Genomic DNA, 16684 nt, shown 5'->3' with positions numbered 1-16684 from the left:
ATTCCTTGTCTGGTGGCTATGGCGAGAAGGTCACACCCGTTCCCATCCCGAACACGGTAGTTAAGCTTCTCCGCGCCGATGGTAGTTGGGGGCTTCCCCCTGTGAGAGTAGGTCGCCGCCGGGCAAGTAAAGAATCTGGATGTCTTTCCAGATTCTTTTTTTATATATTGTCCACATTATGTTTGACCGTTCTCATTAAATGGAATAGTACAGGGGAGCGCTAAAATTTTTATTCCAATAAAAAAAGGTTGTGTCGTCATGCTAGAAGGAGCAGTAGGTGTAGTCATCACCATTTTTATAGTTAATATTTTGTATGTCGCCATTTCGACAGTGCGGCTTTTGTTAACCATGAAAGGTTACCGCTATTTAGCAGCTTTTGTTAGTATGCTTGAAATGATCATCTATGTGGTCGCCTTGAGTTTAGTACTTAATAATTTAAATAATATTGCCAATGTGATTGCTTATGCTGTTGGTTATGGAGTTGGTTTGTTTATCGGAATGAAGATTGAAGAGCGACTCGCTCTCGGATATATTACTGTAAATGTGATTACAAAGGAATATAACTTAGATTTACCGAATCAAATTCGCGAGAAGGGTTACGGTGTTACAAGCTGGCTTGCAAATGGGCGTGATGGTGAGCGAATGATGCTTGAAATTTTAACTCCTCGTAAGTATGAACATAAGCTTTATAAGCAAATTATTGCAATTGATGAAAAGGCATTTATTGTTTCTTCTGAACCTAAGCAAATTCATGGCGGTTTTTGGGTTAGACATGTTAGAAGGCTTCAAGCTAAAAAAAATCAAAATCAAGAATGATATGATATCGAACGGACAAGAAATTTCTTATTTCTTGTCCGTTTTTTGATTGGAATTTTTCAAAATAACCCAAAAATACGAACGTTAGTGTTTTTGAGTTGTGAAATGTTCGATTTTTGAATTGACATTTCTCTCCGCTATTGTTAGAATGAAATTGTTATTGATGTTTAGTTCATGAGAAGAGGAGATGAGCAGCGCATGTCTGCTGAAATTGGAGTCATTATGGGAAGTACTTCAGATTGGAGTACGATGGAAAAGGCTTGTCTGATATTGGATGAACTAGAGATTCCCTATGAAAAAAAGATAGTTTCTGCTCACCGTACGCCTGATCTGATGTTTCAATATGCAGAGACCGCGAGAGATAGAGGAATTAAGGTGATTATTGCCGGGGCTGGAGGTGCTGCACATCTTCCAGGGATGGTTGCGGCCAAAACAACACTCCCTGTGATCGGAGTGCCTGTGCAGTCGAAAACGCTAAATGGACTTGATTCTCTTCTTTCGATTGTTCAGATGCCTGGAGGCGTTCCAGTTGCAACTGTCGCGATTGGAGATGCAGGGGCTACGAATGCTGGACTTCTTGCAGCTCAAATCTTATCAATTTCTAATGAAACTATTACTAGCAGATTAGCGAAAAGACGTGCTACACTAGAAGAAAATGTACAGGAAAGTAGTGATAGTCTTGAGTAAAAAACATTTGCTTCCAAATAGCACGATTGGAATTATTGGTGGTGGTCAGCTAGGACGCATGATGGCACTATCCGCCAAGGCAATGGGGTATCGAATTATTGTTTTAGATCCTACTGTTGATAGTCCAGCAGGTCAGGTCAGTGATGAACAGATTATAGCTGAATATGATGACTCGGTAGCGCTTCGTGAGCTAGCTACTCATGCTGATGTTGTGACGTATGAGTTTGAAAATGTCGATTATGATGCGCTCGCGGATATCGAGAAGTTAGTTTGGATTCCGCAAGGGACAGAGCTTTTATCGATTACCCAGGATCGCATTCTTGAAAAAGCTTATTTAGAGTCATGCAACATTAATATTGCGCCTTACGCGGTCGTAGTTGATGAAGAAGATATTCGGGAAAAAATTAAGGGGATTGGCTACCCAGCTATTTTGAAAACGGCTCGTGGTGGCTATGATGGCAAGGGTCAATTTGTTTTGCGTGAGGAAAATGATATTGAAGAAGCCTTACCACTTTTACGTTATGGGTCTTGTGTACTTGAAGCCTATATTCCGTTTGAAAAAGAAATTTCAATTGTTGTCGCACGAAATGGAGCTGGACAGGTGGAGACATTCCCTGTGAGCGAAAATGTTCATGTGAATAATATTTTACACACATCAGTTGTACCGGCAAGAATTGGTCAGGATGCAGATGAAGAAGCGCATGCGATTGCTGAAAAGCTGGCTGAATTTTTACATCTTGAAGGAGTGCTGGCTGTTGAAATGTTTGTGACAAAATCTGGCGCGCTGTATGTCAATGAATTAGCTCCTCGGCCACATAATTCGGGGCACTACACGATTGAAGCTTGTTCGATTTCGCAGTTTACCCAACACATTCGTGCAATTGTCGGATTGCCGCTTTTGAAACCGGAACTTTTAAAACCTGCTGTGATGATCAATATCTTGGGGCAGCACGTTGAAGGGGTCAATCAAAATATGGGTAATTATGCGCGCTGGTTCGTTCATTATTATGGTAAAAAAGAAGTCAAACGCGATCGGAAGATGGGGCACATTACGATTCTCACAAACGATACGGAAGCTGTACTGCGTGACTTAAAAGAAACACAAATTTGGGATTAAGTGGAGGAACGAAAACGAATGATAGAACGCTATACAAGGGAAGAAATGGGCAAGGTTTGGACGGAAGAAAATCGATTTAAAGCTTGGCTTGAAGTTGAAATTTTGGCTTGCGAAGCTTGGGCTGAACTTGGTGTTATTCCAAAAGAAGATGTGGCTAAAATTCGTGAACACGCAACTTTTGATGTGAAGCGGATCAAAGAAATTGAACAAGAAACTCGTCATGATGTTGTGGCTTTTACAAGGGCTGTTTCTGAATCGCTCGGTGAAGAACGGAAATGGGTCCATTATGGTTTAACGTCAACAGATGTGGTGGATACGGCGAATTCTTATTTGCTCAAGCAAGCCAATCAGATTCTCCGTAAAGACCTAGAAGCTTTCATCCAAGTTCTTGCAGAAAAAGCAAAAGAACATAAGTACACGGTGATGATGGGGCGGACACATGGTGTTCACGCTGAACCAACTACTTTTGGCTTGAAACTGGCTCTTTGGCATGAAGAGATGAAGCGTAATTTGGAGCGGTTCGATCACGCGGCAAAAGGGGTGGAATTCGGGAAACTGTCTGGGGCTGTTGGCACATATGCGAATATTGATCCTGCAGTTGAGGAGTATGTTTGCCGGAAATTAGGCACAACGCCTGCACCGATTTCAACGCAAACCTTGCAACGCGATCGTCATGCGGAATATGTGGCTACGCTGGCACTTATTGCAACTTCGATTGAAAAATTTGCTGTGGAAGTTCGTGGCTTGCAGAAGAGTGAAGTGCGTGAAGTGGAGGAAGCTTTTGCGAAAGGGCAAAAAGGATCTTCTGCGATGCCGCATAAACGGAACCCAATTGGTTCTGAGAATGTGACAGGGCTTGCACGTGTCATTCGTGGTCATATGGTAACAGCCTATGAAAATGTCCCACTATGGCACGAACGTGATATTTCACATAGCTCGGCAGAACGAATCATTTTACCGGATGCCACAATTCTGCTAGATTACATTTTAAACCGTTTTGGTTCGATCGTTCGAAACTTAACCGTTTTCCCAGAAAATATGAAACGAAATATGAATGCAACACTTGGACTGATTTATTCGCAGCGCGTTCTACTTGCTTTGATTGATAAAGGCATGGCGCGTGAAGAAGCGTATGATACGGTTCAACCGAAAGCAATGGAAGCTTGGGAAACGCACACGCCGTTTAGAGAACTGGTGGAGAGCGAACCGAAGATCACGTCTTTACTTTCGGAAGAAGAAATTGCCGATTGCTTCGATTATAATTATCACTTGAAAAATGTCGATATGATTTTTAACCGTTTAGGGCTTTAACAGAGCATGCCCGCAGTTTTTGCGGGCACGCTACTTTCAATAAAAAAGGAGCGTTATAGCGTGAAAGACGAGTTGATTTATGAAGGTAAGGCAAAAAAATTGTATAAGACCCCAGAAGCGGGCGTTTTGCGCGTGGCGTATAAAGATGACGCAACGGCATTAAATGGCGAAAGACGAGAGATTTTTGCAGGAAAAGGAAGACGCAATAATCAAATCACTTCGCTTATTTTTCGTTATCTGAAGGCACATGGGATTAACAGTCATTTTATCGAGGAAATTTCAGAGACAGAACAGTTGGTTCAAGAAGTAGAGATTATTCCGCTTGAAGTCGTTGTTCGAAATGTTCTTGCAGGAAGTCTTGCGAGGCGGCTTGGAAGGAAAGAAGGCGAACGGATTGAAAATCCGATTGTGGAGTTCTATTACAAGGATGATGCGCTAAATGATCCATTTATCAATGACGATCATGTTTTGTTTTTAGAAGTGGCAACAAATCGGGAAGTGGAGATTTTGAAGCAAGAAGCACGACGAATTAATGTAGCGCTAACCGAACTTTTTGAAAAAGCGGGCGTGATTTTGGTTGATTTTAAGTTGGAATTTGGTCGGACGAAGGACGGAGAGATACTTCTTTCTGATGAAATTTCGCCTGATACTTGCAGACTTTGGGATATGGAGACGATGGAAAAGCTCGATAAGGATGTTTTTCGTCGGAATATTGGGAATTTAATCACAGTTTATGATGAAATCTTAGCTCGCCTTGAGGAGGTTACGGAAAATGTATAATGTTAAAATTTATGTGACTTTAAAGAAAAGTGTACTTGACCCGCAAGGCACAGCGGTTAAAGACGCGGCAAAAAGTATGGGATATGAGGCTGTAAACGATGTGCGGATCGGGAAATATATGGAATTGAAGGTAGAGAAAACGGAACGGGATATTCATGAGTTGCTAGATGAGTTATGCGATCAGTTGCTAACGAATCCAGTGATGGAAGATTATCGTTATGAAATCGAGGAGGCTTAAAGATGAAATTTGCGGTGATTCAATTTCCAGGTTCGAATTGTGATCTTGATATGTTGCATGCGATCCGTGATGTGCTTGAGGAAGAAGCGGAATTTGTCTGGCATGCGGAGACCTCACTGGATGGCTTTGATGCGGTGCTGCTTCCCGGCGGATTTTCTTATGGGGATTATTTACGGACTGGGGCGATTGCTAAATTTGCGAATATCATGCCAGAAGTTTTGCGGTTTGCTGACGAAGGAAAGCCTGTACTTGGCGTATGTAATGGCTTCCAGATTTTGACAGAAGTGGGACTGCTCCCTGGAGCGTTACTTCGCAATGATAATTTGCATTTTGTCTGCAAAACGGTGCCGCTTCGTGTGGAAAATGCGGATACAATCTTTACGAGCGGCTACGAGTTGCATCAAGAAATTGAGATTCCTGTTGCACATGGGGAAGGCAATTATTATACGGATCCAGAGACGTACCGGGAACTGGAAGAAAATCACCAAATTGTCTTCCGTTATGCAAGTGAGAATCCGAATGGGAGCACCGGTGACATTGCTGGGATAGTGAACCAGGCGGGGAATGTTTTGGGAATGATGCCACATCCGGAGCGGGCGGTTGAGGAAATTGTCGGCGGAACGGATGGAATCAAATTGTTTCAATCGATTTTAAGTTCTTTTAAGGAGGCTTATCAAAGTGCTAGCAAATGAACCTACGGCGATTCAAATTGAAGAGGACAAGGTGTATCTTGAGATGGGGCTTACGGATAGTGAGTATGCTTTGATTGAGTCTATTCTTGGCAGAAAGCCAAATTATACGGAAACGGGCTTGTTTTCAGTGATGTGGTCGGAACATTGTAGTTATAAGAATTCGAAGCCTGTTTTAAGGAAATTTCCTACGGAAGGGAAACAAGTGCTTCAAGGTCCTGGTGAAGGAGCTGGCATCGTTGACATTGGCGATGGGCTTGGCGTGGCTTTTAAAGTGGAAAGTCATAATCATCCTTCGTATGTGGAGCCTTATCAAGGAGCCGCAACGGGTGTTGGCGGGATTATTCGCGATGTGTTCTCGATGGGAGCTCGGCCGATCGCGATGCTCAATTCGCTTCGGTTTGGTGAACTGACTAAGCCGCATACTAAATACTTGGTCAGTGAAGTGGTCGCTGGGATTGCTGGTTATGGGAACTCGATCGGGATTCCAACCGTTGGCGGCGAGGTGCAATTTGAAGATTGCTATGAGAAGAATCCACTCGTGAATGCGATGTGTGTTGGTTTGATTCGAAAAGAAGATATTCAAAAAGGGCAGGCTGTTGGTGCTGGAAATCCGGTGATGTATGTCGGTGCTAAAACGGGTCGAGATGGGATCCATGGCGCGACGTTTGCTTCGGTTGAATTTAGTGAAGAAGGGGAGCAACAACGCTCAGCGGTTCAAGTTGGCGATCCATTTATGGAAAAATTGTTGCTTGAAGCGTGTCTTGAAGTGATTGAACAGCATGCCGATATTTTGGTTGGGATTCAAGATATGGGGGCAGCTGGACTTGTTAGTTCGAGTTCTGAAATGGCGTCGAAAGCAGGAGCTGGGCTTGAACTGGTGATGGATGATGTCCCACAGCGAGAAACGGGGATGTCGGCTTATGAAATGTTGCTTTCTGAATCGCAAGAACGGATGCTCCTTTGTGTGAAAAAAGGGCACGAAGCAGAAATTCAAGCTTTGTTTGAGCGTTACGGCTTGCATGCTGTCACGATTGGGCATGTGACGGAGGATAAGATGTATAAAATTATTCACCTTGGGGAAGTCGTAGCAAATGTGCCAGTCGATGCGCTAGCTGAGGACGCACCGGTTTATCACAAGCCGTCTAAGGAACCCGCTCGCTTCAAGGCCTTTCAAAATGAAAAACCGTTTGTGCCGCGCAACTTAGACCACGGCGCTGTGTTTGAAAAACTCCTTGCTTCTCCAACGGTTGCTAGTAAACGGCATATTTACGAACAATTTGACTATCAAGTGCGGACGAGTACGGCTGTTGCGCCGGGATCTGATGCGGCGGTAATTCGTGTGCGGGGAACGGATAAAGCGATTGCGATGACAACGGACTGCAATTCGCGTTACTTGTATCTGGATCCGGAAACGGGGGGAGCGATTGCTGTTGCGGAAGCCGCTCGGAATATTGTGGCTAGTGGAGCTAAACCGCTTGCGATCACAGACGGACTTAATTTTGGAAATCCGGAAAAGCCTGAGATTTTTTGGGAAATTGAAAAGGCAGTGGACGGAATTAGTGAAGCTTGCCGCAAACTGGATACGCCAGTGATTTCTGGAAATGTATCGCTTTATAATGAAACGGATGGAACGGGCATTTATCCGACACCAGTGATTGGGATGGTTGGCCTAGTTGAACAAACGAAAGATATTACAACGCAACACTTTAAAGAGGCAAATGATCTCATATTCCTCATTGGCGAAACGAAAGCCGAATTTAATGGGTCGGAGTTGCAAAAACTTTTAGAAGGAAAAATAAGTGGACGTGCGCCTGAACTAGATCTTCAAATCGAACAAAAAACACAGGCGGCGCTTCTTGCGGCAATTCAAGCAGGAACCGTTAGGAGCGCGCATGATCTTGCGGAAGGCGGCTTAGCTGTTGCACTTGCGGAAGCGGCTTTTGCTGGCGAATTTGGAGCTGAAGTGAAACTGCCATTTTCGCTCACAGAAGTGTTTAGTGAATCGCAGTCGCGCTTCCTTGTTTCGGTGAAGCCGGAAAATCGTGCCCAGTTCGTGCAGTATTTTGAAGGACTCACAGCCTACGAAATTGGAAAGGTAACGGAAAATGGCCGCTTAGTTATTCAAAGTGGAGAAGATGTGCTAGAAAAAGAAACCGTAGCACTTCGGGCCATTTGGGAAGGAGCACTTTCATGCTTGCTGAAATAAAAGGTTTAAATGAAGAATGCGGGATTTTTGGCGTTTGGAACCACACGCAGGCGGCAGAAGTCACTTATTACGGGTTACACAGCTTACAACACCGCGGGCAAGAAGGTGCGGGGATTGTTTCAACAGATGGAAAAGTGTTACGCGGACACCGCAACTTAGGTTTATTAGCAGATGTTTTTAAGCACGGGGAACTGGAAGACTTAACGGGAAGTGGCGCGATTGGCCATGTGCGTTATGCGACTGCTGGCGGAAAAAGTCTTGGAAATGTTCAGCCGTTTTTGTTCCACTTTCAGGATTCGTCGCTTGCTCTTGCGCATAATGGGAATTTGATCAATGCGAAGACGCTTCGTAAGGAATTAGAAAGCGAAGGGGCAATTTTTCAAACGAGTTCGGATACGGAAGTGTTGGCGCATCTCATGAAGCGAAGCCGGACAGGAGATTTTATTCAGGATTTAAAAGAAGCGCTTCGGAAAGTGCAAGGCGGCTTTGCCTACATGCTACTTACGGAACATGCGATGATTGCAGCGCTTGATCCGAATGGCTTTCGGCCGCTTTCGATTGGACGGATTGGAGATAGTTATGTGATTGCTTCTGAAACGTGTGCTTTTGATACGGTTGGGGCGGAATTTGTTCGGGATGTGGAACCGGGTGAGCTGATTATCGTGGATGATGATGGCTTGCATATTGATTCGTTTACGAAGGAAGTCAAGCATTCGATTTGTAGTATGGAATACATTTATTTTGCTCGTCCAGATTCCAATATTGCGGGAATCAATGTGCATTCGGCGCGAAAGCGAAGCGGGAAACAGCTTGCGAAAGAGGCTTTTGTGGATGCGGATGTGGTGACGGGAGTTCCGGATTCAAGTATTTCTGCTGCGATTGGCTATGCGGAAGAATCAGGGCTGCCTTATGAACTTGGATTGATCAAAAATCGTTATGTGGCGCGGACATTTATTCAACCTTCGCAGGAGTTGCGCGAGCAGGGGGTTCGGATGAAACTTTCGGCGGTTCGTGGGGTCGTTGAAGGAAAGCGAGTCGTGATGATTGATGATTCGATTGTGCGCGGGACGACGAGTAAGCGAATTGTGGGGTTGCTCCGGGAAGCTGGGGCGCTTGAAGTGCATGTTCGGATTGCTTCGCCACCGCTTGCGTTCCCTTGTTTTTATGGGATTGATATTCAAACGCGGAATGAACTGATTGCGGCGAATTATAATGTGGATGAGATTTGTCAGATCATCGGCGCAGATTCGCTTGGCTATTTGAGTGAAGAAGGGCTCGTTAATGCGATCGGGCGACCTTATCCGGATGAGCCTTATGGCGGGCTTTGTATGGCGTATTTTAATGGCGATTATCCAACGCCACTTTATGATTATGAAGCGGAATATTTGGCAAGTCTGGAAGCGCAAAAAAACGGGATTTAAAAGGAGGAAACACTGTGGCGGAAAATGCGTATAGTAAAGCAGGCGTGGATGTGGAAGCAGGCTACGAGGTTGTTCGGCGGATTGAAAAGCATGTTGAACAAACGAAGCGACGTGGTGTGATGGGCGCACTAGGGGCGTTTGGCGGAATGTTCGATCTTAGTTCGCTTGCCCTCAAGGAACCTGTTCTTGTTTCTGGTACGGACGGGGTTGGAACGAAGCTCTTGCTTGCGATTGAGGCGGATAAGCATGACACGATCGGGATTGATTGTGTGGCGATGTGCGTCAACGATATTTTGGCGCAAGGCGCGGAACCTCTTTTTTTCTTGGACTATATTGCGGCAGGGAAAACGTCGCCGCTTAAGATGGAGCAAATTGTGAAGGGTGTTGCGGCAGGGTGTACGGAAGCTGGTTGCGCTCTTGTTGGCGGGGAAACGGCGGAGATGCCTGATATGTATGACCCGGAAGAATATGATTTGGCTGGTTTTACGGTCGGAGCTTGTGAGAAGGAGCGTTTGATTGCAAAAGGTGCGGTGAAAGCGGGCGATGTATTGATTGGCCTTGCTTCAAGCGGGATACATAGCAATGGCTACTCGCTTGTGCGGAAGCTTTATTTTAAGGATCACGATTTTTCTCTTGATACGTTTGTTGAAGCTTTTGGCAGGAAACTTGGGGAGGAGCTTCTCGAACCGACGAGGATTTATGTAAAGCCGGTGCTTGAAGTCTTGAAGCGCTATTCGGTGCACGGGATTTCGCATATCACGGGCGGAGGCTTTGTTGAGAATTTGCCAAGGATGCTAGATGCGGATTTGGCGGCGCAAGTGGAGCTTGGCAGTTGGCCTATTTTGCCGATTTTTAAACATATGCAGGGCTTGGGGAATTTGGATGAGCTTGAGATGTTTGAGATTTTTAATATGGGGATTGGGCTTGTGTTAGCGGTTCCTGCGGAGGTTCAGGATGCGGTTTTGGCTGAACTTGGGGAATCGGCTTACCGGATTGGTTCTGTTGTGAAGCGTGAAAAGGATGCGGTTCAGTTTGTTTCGGGTGAAGGGAAATGAGGATTGCGATTTTTGCTTCGGGAAGTGGTTCGAATTTTGAAGCTTTGATGCGTGACGGTGTGATCCGGCCGGAGGTCAAGCTACTTGTATGCGATAAGCCGGGAGCTAAGGTGCTCGAACGGGCGGATCAATTTGAATTGCCTTCTTTTGTTTTTTCGGCAAGCGACTTTTTGAACAAAGCTTCTTGCGAAAAAAAGATTTTAGAAGAGCTTCGCGCGCGTGAGGTGGATTTTATTGTTTTGGCGGGGTATATGCGGCTTCTTGGGGAGACGCTCCTCGAGGCTTTCCCGAACCGGATTATCAATCTACATCCGTCGCTTTTGCCGCTTTTTCCTGGGAAAGATGCGATTGGTCAGGCGCTTTCTGCTCGGGAGAAGGTAACGGGGGTGACGGCGCATTTTGTGGATGCGGGGATGGATACGGGCGCTGTGATCGCTCAGGAAAGGGTTGAAATTCTGCCTGAGGAGGACAAGGCGCAGCTTGAAGAGCGGATTCATCAGGTCGAACATCGTTTTTATCCAGCAGTTGTGAAAAAAATGATGCAAAAGGAGTCGGAGAAAAGAAATGAAAAGAGCATTGATTAGTGTGTCAGATAAGACGGGGATTGTGGATTTTACGCGGGAACTGATTTCGCTTGGGTATGAAATCATTTCGACTGGCGGAACGAAAAGGGCTTTGCTTGATGCGGGATTACCTGTTATGGGAATTGAAGAGGTGACGGAGTTTCCAGAGATGCTAGATGGGCGCGTGAAGACGCTTCATCCGATGATTCACGGTGGGCTGCTATTTCGGCGAGATCTTCCGGAACACGGGAAACAAATTGAAGCGCACGGGATTCAGCCGATTGATTTGGTTTGTGTGAATTTATATCCATTTCAGGAAACGATCGCTAAAACGGGGGTAACGCTTGATGAGGCGATTGAAAATATTGATATTGGCGGGCCTTCGATGCTTCGTTCGGCAGCGAAAAACTATGCGGCGGTTACAGTACTTGTGGATGCGGCGGACTACGGAGCGGTGCTTACGGAGTTACGCGAAGCAGGTGACACGAAGCGGGAAACGCGAGAAAAGCTTGCTGCGAAAGTTTTTCGACACACGGCTGCTTATGATGCACTGATTGCGAGCTATTTGACGGAGCTTTCAGGGGAAGCGTTCCCTGAAAAGTTGACGCTTACTTATAATTTACAAAGCGAAATGCGTTACGGAGAGAACCCCCATCAGCAAGCAGCTTTTTATGCGGAACCTCTTGCGGATGCAGCGAGTCTTGCAAAGGCGAAGCAACTCCATGGCAAGGTGCTTTCTTATAACAATATTCGAGATGCGGATGCGGCGCTTAAGATTGTCGCTGAGTTTAAGCAACCGGCAGCTGTAGCGGTGAAGCATATGAATCCTTGTGGCATTGGAACGGGAAACTCTATTGAGGAAGCTTTTCAAAAAGCTTTTGAAGCAGATGAGACCTCTATTTTTGGCGGGATTATCGCTTTAAATCGAGAAGTGAACCGGGAAGCAGCTCTTAAAATGAGTGAAATTTTTCTTGAAATTGTGATTGCTCCAAGTTTTTCCAAGGAAGCTTTGGAAATTTTAACGAAAAAGAAAAATATTCGGTTGCTGGAACTTGAAATTTCAAGCGGCGCACGTTATCATGACGTGACGTCTGTTCGAGGTGGGCTACTTGTTCAAGATTGTAATACGTTCCTTGAAGATAGTGAAAGTTATGAAGTGATGACGGATCGCGCGCCAACGGATGAAGAACTTGAAGCGCTTTTGTTTCAGTGGAAAATTGTGAAGCATGTAAAATCGAATGCGATTGTAGTGGGAAATGCAAAGATGACGCTTGGAATCGGAGCGGGGCAAATGAACCGAATCGGGGCGGCAGAGATTGCCTTTCGTCAAGCTGGTGAAAAAGCGGCTGGGGCGGTTCTTGCGAGTGATGCATTTTTCCCTATGGATGATACGGTAGAAGCAGCGGCGAAAGCTGGAATTCGGGCGATTATTCAGCCGGGTGGTTCGATTAAAGACCAAGCTTCGATTGATATGGCGAACAAATATGGTCTTGCGATGATAAAAACGAATGTACGGCATTTTAAACACTAAGAAAGGTGTGTCAAAAATGAAAGTCTTGGTTATTGGAGGCGGCGGCCGGGAACATGCGGTTGCTAAAAAGTTGTTAGAATCTGATCAAGTGGAGACGGTTTTTTGTGCGCCGGGAAACGCGGGGATGGAAGCGGATGGCATTCAGTGCGTGAAAGTTCCGGAAACGGACTCGGAAAATTTGATCGCTTTTGCGAAAGCGGAACAGGTTGATTTTTCTATTGTGGGTCCGGAAGTTCCACTTCTTTTAGGGGTTGTGGATGATTTCGAGGCGGCTGGATTACAAGCTTTTGGCCCGAGAAAAGAAGCAGCTTTAATCGAAGGAAGTAAGGATTTTGCGAAATCGTTTATGAAAAAATACCAGATTCAAACGGCAGCTTCTAAGACTTTTACGGAATATGATGCGGCAAAAGCCTACTTGGACGAGCAAGGAGCACCGATTGTTATTAAAGCGGACGGGCTTGCTGCTGGAAAAGGAGTGGCGGTCGCGATGACGCTTGAAGAAGCTACGCTTGCGCTCAAGGAAATGATGCTTGAAGATAAGTTTGGTTCGGCAGCGGAAAAAGTTATCTTGGAGGAATTCTTGGAAGGGGAAGAATTTTCGTTGATGGCTTTTGTGAACGGAGAAGAAGTTTACCCGATGGAAATCGCTCAAGATCACAAGCGCGCTTATGATGGAGATAAGGGGCCAAATACGGGCGGTATGGGTGCTTATTCGCCTGTTCCGCAAATTTCTGAAAAGCTCGTGCAAGAAGCAGTTGAAGCAATTTTGAAACCAGCTGCGCGTGGGCTTGTAGCAGAAGGTCGTGCTTTTCGTGGCGTGCTTTATGCCGGACTGATTGCAACGAATTCGGGGCCAAAAGTGATTGAATTTAATGCACGCTTCGGAGATCCAGAAACACAAGTGGTATTGCCGCGGCTTGAAAGTGACTTTGCGGAAGTGATTCAAAAGCTGTTAAATAATGAAAAGCCAGATGTTCGCTTTAAAACGTCTGGGGTTACACTTGGGATTGTTCTCGCAAGTGCGGGCTATCCAGATCATTACGAGACGGGGCATGAACTTACTGGGCTAGAGAATTTAACGGAAACTGTTCATGTTTATCACGCGGGAACGAAGTGGCAAGAGGAAACACTTGTTTCTGCGGGTGGAAGAATTCTCTTGCTTGAAACGGAAGCCGAATCAATGCAAGAAGCAAGGCTTATGTTGTATGAGGAAATGAAAAAATTGGATAACCCGAACTTCTTTTACCGAATTGACATTGGTTCAAAGGCGGAGTAAGATGAAAAGAGAGATTTAGCAGTTTGGCTGGGTCTCTTTTTTTCGAAACAATTGTTTTTTACGCGTTGGTACGTTAAAATATGAAAGTATAGAGTATAAACACTAAAAACGGAGGTTTTCGTATGCAAATAGAGAAAATTCGAGGGGAAGGTCTGGATGCGTTTTTTCAAGGAGTTTTAAAGCTTGAGACGCTTGAAGAATGCTATGCCTTTTTTGATGATGTTTGTACGGTTAATGAAATTCAGTCCATGGCACAACGCTTTCAAGTAGCGAAGATGCTTTCAGAAGGAAAGACGTATAATGTGATTGAAGCAGAAACGGGAGCAAGTACGGCGACGATTTCTCGTGTGAAGCGTTCACTGAATTATGGGAATGACATGTACGGCAAAGTTTTTGAACGCATGAAACAAGAAGAGAAGTAACAGGGAGGCTTTTTTTTGGAACAGAAACCATTTCGAGGCTTACGACTCTTGATTGCTGCTTTTTTGGGTGTCGCTGCTCTTTTTATGATCGGAAATATGGTGATTATGCGCGAGCCGCTCACTTTTAGTGTCCTGTGGCACTGGGTATTCATTATTGGCTTTTTGGCGATTTCTTTTATCAATTTACGCGCAAAAAGTTTTGTTGGGACAGCGATCGGTCTTTCGGGATTTGCGATTTGTCTTACAAGTTTAATTGTGATGGCACTTTGAATTTGAAAAAGGTTCTGAAACGAATTTTCGTTTCAGAACCTTTTTTGGGTTATTTGAGGATTCCGGTTGCGTATAAGAAGACAAATAGGATGCCGATTGGGGCAATGAATTTGATTAGGAACAACCAGATGATAAAGATTTTGTAGCTGATTTTGCTTCCGGCTTGGAACTCTTCGAGAAGGAGTTTGCGCGGCATTCTGAAGCCAACGAAAATCGAGATGAGTAGCGCTCCGATTGGAAGCAGAAGGTTGGAAACAAGATAGTCGGCAAGGTCAAAAAAGGTTAGCCCGAAAATGTGGATGTTAGCGAATACACCAAAACTAAGGGCTGACGGGATGGCAAGGAGCATAATGACAAGGCCTGTCAAGGTGCTCGCTTTCTTGCGGGACGTTCCTTGTGCCATAAGTGGTGCGACGGTTACTTCGAGTAGTGAAAAGCTTGATGTGAGTGCCGCGAACAGAAACAAAATCAAAAAGATGATGAAGAAAAAGGTTCCAAACGGCAGTTGACTGAAAATCGAGGGAAGAATCACAAACAAAAGCCCGGGTCCTGCATCTGGTTTGATATCGAGTGCAAAGGTTGCTGGGAAAATGGCTAGCCCTGCTAGAAGTGAGACGCCAAGGTTCATTAAGGCAACAGATGTGGCTGATTGTGGCAAGCTAACGGATCGGCTTAGGTAAGAACTATACGTTACCATAACGGATAAGCCAACGCTTAAAGAGAAGAAAGCTTGTCCAAGTGCAATCAAGACGGTGTGACCGGTGATAGCACCAAAATCAGGTTTTAAGAAAAATTCAACGCCTGCCATGGCTCCGTCAAGTGTTAGCGAGCGAATGATCAAAACAACAAATAAAATGAATAAAGCGGGCATCATGAATTTATTCATTTTTTCGATTCCTGAGACAATTCCACGACGGATAACAAAAACATTGAGGGCAATAAAAGTGAACGTTGCAAGAATCGAAATATAAGGGTTTGCAGTCGTTTTTCCAAATTCTTCAAGCAATTCGGGTTGTGAAAGGCCGCTTAGTGAGAGCGAAAACGCTTTGATTAGATAGGTAATGATCCAGCCTCCGACAACGCTATAAAAAGAAAACAAGATGCTCGCACCAGCCACGCCCATTTTTCCGAGCCAGTTCCATTTGGTTCCAGGCGCTAGTTTTTTGTAGGCTGTGATCGCATCTGCTTTCGAGCTTCGTCCGATAATGAATTCCGAAATTAACACGGGTAAAACGATAAACACCGTTAGTAGAAGGAAGAGGATGAAAAAGGAGCCTCCTCCTGCTGTAGCGGCTACATACGGGAGTTTCCAGATCGCTCCAATCCCTATTGCCGAGCCGGCAGAAGCTAAAATAAATCCGAGTTTGGAACCCCATGTTTCCCTTTTTTCCATACTATTCCTCCTTTATCTAGTTAAAGTACTTTCTATCATATCAAAAAATGAAAACTTAGAAAAGGCATTTTTTAAAAACTTTTAAAAAGTACAAAAAAAGTTAAATTGTTTCTGGAAAGGATGAAGATAGTTGGAACTAATGCTATAATAAATTATTGATGACTGAAAGGTGAAGGAGACGTTCCAGAATGAGACATTTTTTTAAAGTTGATCCTGCGAAGGTTCTCTCAGATCCAGAGGTCGAGGCTTTGCTAAATAGCGATACGGATGGGTTTATTATTGGTGGTACGGATCATGTGACGGCTGAAAATGCAGCTTTTTGTTATGAACGCTTTATGGGAACGGATAAGGCGCTTTTTTTGGAGTTGAGTCATACTCAAATGGTGCTTCCGTTTGCGGATCAATTTTTGGTTCCGCTGGTTTTAAATTCTCCAGATAGCAACTTTATCGTGGGTCAGTTTAGCGAGGCACTCAAACGGTTTTCTCCGCATGTGCCGTTTAAGCAGATTCAGCCTGTTGGGTACATGGTTTTAAACGGCGAGGCGAAGGTGGCTCAGTTGACTAAGGCGAACGTAGCGCTTTTAAAGGAAGATGTGGCGGCGTATGCCGAACTCGCGGAGCGCTTCTTGCATTTACCGGTGTTTTATTTGGAATATAGCGGGAAACTTGGCGATGCTTCGCTTGTTAGGTACGTGAAGGGCAAGCTGCAGGAAACGGAACTCTGGTATGGCGGCGGAATTCGTTCGGTTCGTGATGCACGGTTTATGGCGGAATTTGCGGATGTGATCGTGGTGGGAAATTTAATTTATGAAAATTTTAGTGAGGCTTTGAAAACGGCAGAAATCACTAGGTAAATGAATCGAAATATGATAAAATAAAGAACAAATGTTTGTATGGTGGTGGAAA

General features: G+C 44.9%; 17 protein-coding genes and 1 rRNA gene. 17 read left to right on the top strand and 1 reads right to left on the bottom strand.

Annotated elements, in window-relative coordinates; translation table 11 throughout:
* Positions 1–8: 8 nt before the first annotated feature.
* From rrf to UR08_RS12825, 16 genes are all read left to right on the top strand, one after another.
* A 5S ribosomal RNA gene (gene rrf / locus UR08_RS12900) occupies positions 9–124 on the top strand.
* A gap of 134 nt (positions 125–258) precedes the next feature.
* Positions 259–816, top strand: a complete 558-nt coding sequence (locus UR08_RS12895) for a DUF2179 domain-containing protein (RefSeq protein WP_115754083.1) — start codon at positions 259–261, stop codon at positions 814–816.
* A 198-nt stretch (positions 817–1014) separates the two neighbouring features.
* Positions 1015–1503 carry a 5-(carboxyamino)imidazole ribonucleotide mutase gene (gene purE / locus UR08_RS12890; RefSeq protein WP_115754082.1) on the top strand — a complete coding sequence of 163 codons (489 nt, stop codon included), beginning with the start codon at positions 1015–1017 and terminating at the stop codon, positions 1501–1503.
* On the top strand, positions 1496–2620 hold the full coding sequence (purK, locus tag UR08_RS12885; RefSeq protein WP_115754081.1) for a 5-(carboxyamino)imidazole ribonucleotide synthase: 1125 nt from the start codon (positions 1496–1498) through the stop codon (positions 2618–2620). Before purE ends, purK begins: the two co-directional genes overlap by 8 nt.
* Before the next feature lie 18 nt (positions 2621–2638).
* Positions 2639–3931 (top strand): adenylosuccinate lyase, encoded by a 1293-nt coding sequence (purB, locus tag UR08_RS12880; protein ID WP_115754080.1) that lies wholly within the window; start codon positions 2639–2641, stop codon positions 3929–3931.
* Positions 3932–3991: 60 nt separating this feature from the next.
* The gene (gene purC, locus UR08_RS12875) at positions 3992–4711 is read left to right on the top strand and encodes a phosphoribosylaminoimidazolesuccinocarboxamide synthase (protein ID WP_115754079.1); all 720 of its coding nucleotides are present in this window, start codon (positions 3992–3994) and stop codon (positions 4709–4711) included.
* The gene (gene purS, locus UR08_RS12870) at positions 4704–4949 is read left to right on the top strand and encodes a phosphoribosylformylglycinamidine synthase subunit PurS (protein WP_115754078.1); all 246 of its coding nucleotides are present in this window, start codon (positions 4704–4706) and stop codon (positions 4947–4949) included. The genes purC and purS overlap by 8 nt, the downstream gene beginning before the upstream one ends.
* Positions 4950–4951: 2 nt before the next feature.
* Positions 4952–5641, top strand: coding sequence for a phosphoribosylformylglycinamidine synthase subunit PurQ (purQ, locus tag UR08_RS12865; RefSeq protein ID WP_115754077.1), 690 nt, complete (start codon positions 4952–4954; stop codon positions 5639–5641).
* Between the two features lie 43 nt (positions 5642–5684).
* Complete coding sequence (purL, locus tag UR08_RS12860) at positions 5685–7847, top strand: phosphoribosylformylglycinamidine synthase subunit PurL (RefSeq protein ID WP_115754086.1); 2163 nt, start codon at positions 5685–5687, stop codon at positions 7845–7847.
* Complete coding sequence (purF, locus tag UR08_RS12855) at positions 7832–9268, top strand: amidophosphoribosyltransferase (protein WP_115754076.1); 1437 nt, start codon at positions 7832–7834, stop codon at positions 9266–9268. The genes purL and purF overlap by 16 nt, the downstream gene beginning before the upstream one ends.
* 14 nt (positions 9269–9282) lie before the next feature.
* A complete protein-coding gene (purM, locus tag UR08_RS12850; protein ID WP_115754075.1) occupies positions 9283–10323 on the top strand; it encodes a phosphoribosylformylglycinamidine cyclo-ligase in 1041 nt (346 codons plus the stop codon).
* Complete coding sequence (gene purN, locus UR08_RS12845; RefSeq protein WP_115754074.1) at positions 10320–10907, top strand: phosphoribosylglycinamide formyltransferase; 588 nt, start codon at positions 10320–10322, stop codon at positions 10905–10907. Before purM ends, purN begins: the two co-directional genes overlap by 4 nt.
* Entirely contained in the window at positions 10888–12417 is a 1530-nt protein-coding gene (gene purH / locus UR08_RS12840) for a bifunctional phosphoribosylaminoimidazolecarboxamide formyltransferase/IMP cyclohydrolase (RefSeq protein WP_115754073.1), read from the top strand. Before purN ends, purH begins: the two co-directional genes overlap by 20 nt.
* Before the next feature lie 16 nt (positions 12418–12433).
* Positions 12434–13693, top strand: a complete 1260-nt coding sequence (gene purD / locus UR08_RS12835) for a phosphoribosylamine--glycine ligase (RefSeq protein WP_115754072.1) — start codon at positions 12434–12436, stop codon at positions 13691–13693.
* A gap of 122 nt (positions 13694–13815) precedes the next feature.
* On the top strand, positions 13816–14115 hold the full coding sequence (locus tag UR08_RS12830; RefSeq protein WP_115754071.1) for a YerC/YecD family TrpR-related protein: 300 nt from the start codon (positions 13816–13818) through the stop codon (positions 14113–14115).
* A 15-nt stretch (positions 14116–14130) separates the two neighbouring features.
* Positions 14131–14385: a hypothetical protein gene (locus UR08_RS12825; protein ID WP_115754070.1), complete on the top strand. Its 255-nt coding sequence runs from the start codon at positions 14131–14133 to the stop codon at positions 14383–14385.
* Positions 14386–14434: 49 nt separating this feature from the next.
* Here UR08_RS12825 and UR08_RS12820 read toward each other — a convergent pair whose 3' ends face one another.
* Positions 14435–15778, bottom strand: a complete 1344-nt coding sequence (locus UR08_RS12820) for a sodium-dependent transporter (RefSeq protein ID WP_115754069.1) — start codon at positions 15776–15778, stop codon at positions 14435–14437.
* Between the two features lie 188 nt (positions 15779–15966).
* On the opposite strand from UR08_RS12820, the gene UR08_RS12815 reads away from it, so the two are divergent.
* Entirely contained in the window at positions 15967–16632 is a 666-nt protein-coding gene (locus UR08_RS12815) for a geranylgeranylglyceryl/heptaprenylglyceryl phosphate synthase (RefSeq protein WP_115754068.1), read from the top strand.
* Positions 16633–16684 lie beyond the last annotated feature (52 nt).

It is taken from the genome of Listeria kieliensis (assembly GCF_003369925.1).
Classification (GTDB): Bacteria; Bacillota; Bacilli; order Lactobacillales; family Listeriaceae; genus Listeria; species Listeria kieliensis_A.
Note: the sequence above shows the minus strand (reverse complement) of the source record. Positions and strands in the feature narration are given on the sequence as shown.

Coding starts and splice junctions, on each gene's coding strand:
- purS (WP_115754078.1), top strand. CDS start 4,704: ATGTATAATGTTAAAATTTATGTGACTTTAAAGAAAAGTGTACTTGAC.
- purD (WP_115754072.1), top strand. CDS start 12,434: ATGAAAGTCTTGGTTATTGGAGGCGGCGGCCGGGAACATGCGGTTGCT.
- purN (WP_115754074.1), top strand. CDS start 10,320: ATGAGGATTGCGATTTTTGCTTCGGGAAGTGGTTCGAATTTTGAAGCT.
- purL (WP_115754086.1), top strand. CDS start 5,685: ATGGGGCTTACGGATAGTGAGTATGCTTTGATTGAGTCTATTCTTGGC.
- UR08_RS12830 (WP_115754071.1), top strand. CDS start 13,816: ATGCAAATAGAGAAAATTCGAGGGGAAGGTCTGGATGCGTTTTTTCAA.
- UR08_RS12895 (WP_115754083.1), top strand. CDS start 259: ATGCTAGAAGGAGCAGTAGGTGTAGTCATCACCATTTTTATAGTTAAT.
- UR08_RS12820 (WP_115754069.1), bottom strand. CDS start 15,778: ATGGAAAAAAGGGAAACATGGGGTTCCAAACTCGGATTTATTTTAGCT.
- purB (WP_115754080.1), top strand. CDS start 2,639: ATGATAGAACGCTATACAAGGGAAGAAATGGGCAAGGTTTGGACGGAA.
- purE (WP_115754082.1), top strand. CDS start 1,015: ATGTCTGCTGAAATTGGAGTCATTATGGGAAGTACTTCAGATTGGAGT.
- purQ (WP_115754077.1), top strand. CDS start 4,952: ATGAAATTTGCGGTGATTCAATTTCCAGGTTCGAATTGTGATCTTGAT.
- UR08_RS12815 (WP_115754068.1), top strand. CDS start 15,967: ATGAGACATTTTTTTAAAGTTGATCCTGCGAAGGTTCTCTCAGATCCA.
- purF (WP_115754076.1), top strand. CDS start 7,832: ATGCTTGCTGAAATAAAAGGTTTAAATGAAGAATGCGGGATTTTTGGC.
- purH (WP_115754073.1), top strand. CDS start 10,888: ATGAAAAGAGCATTGATTAGTGTGTCAGATAAGACGGGGATTGTGGAT.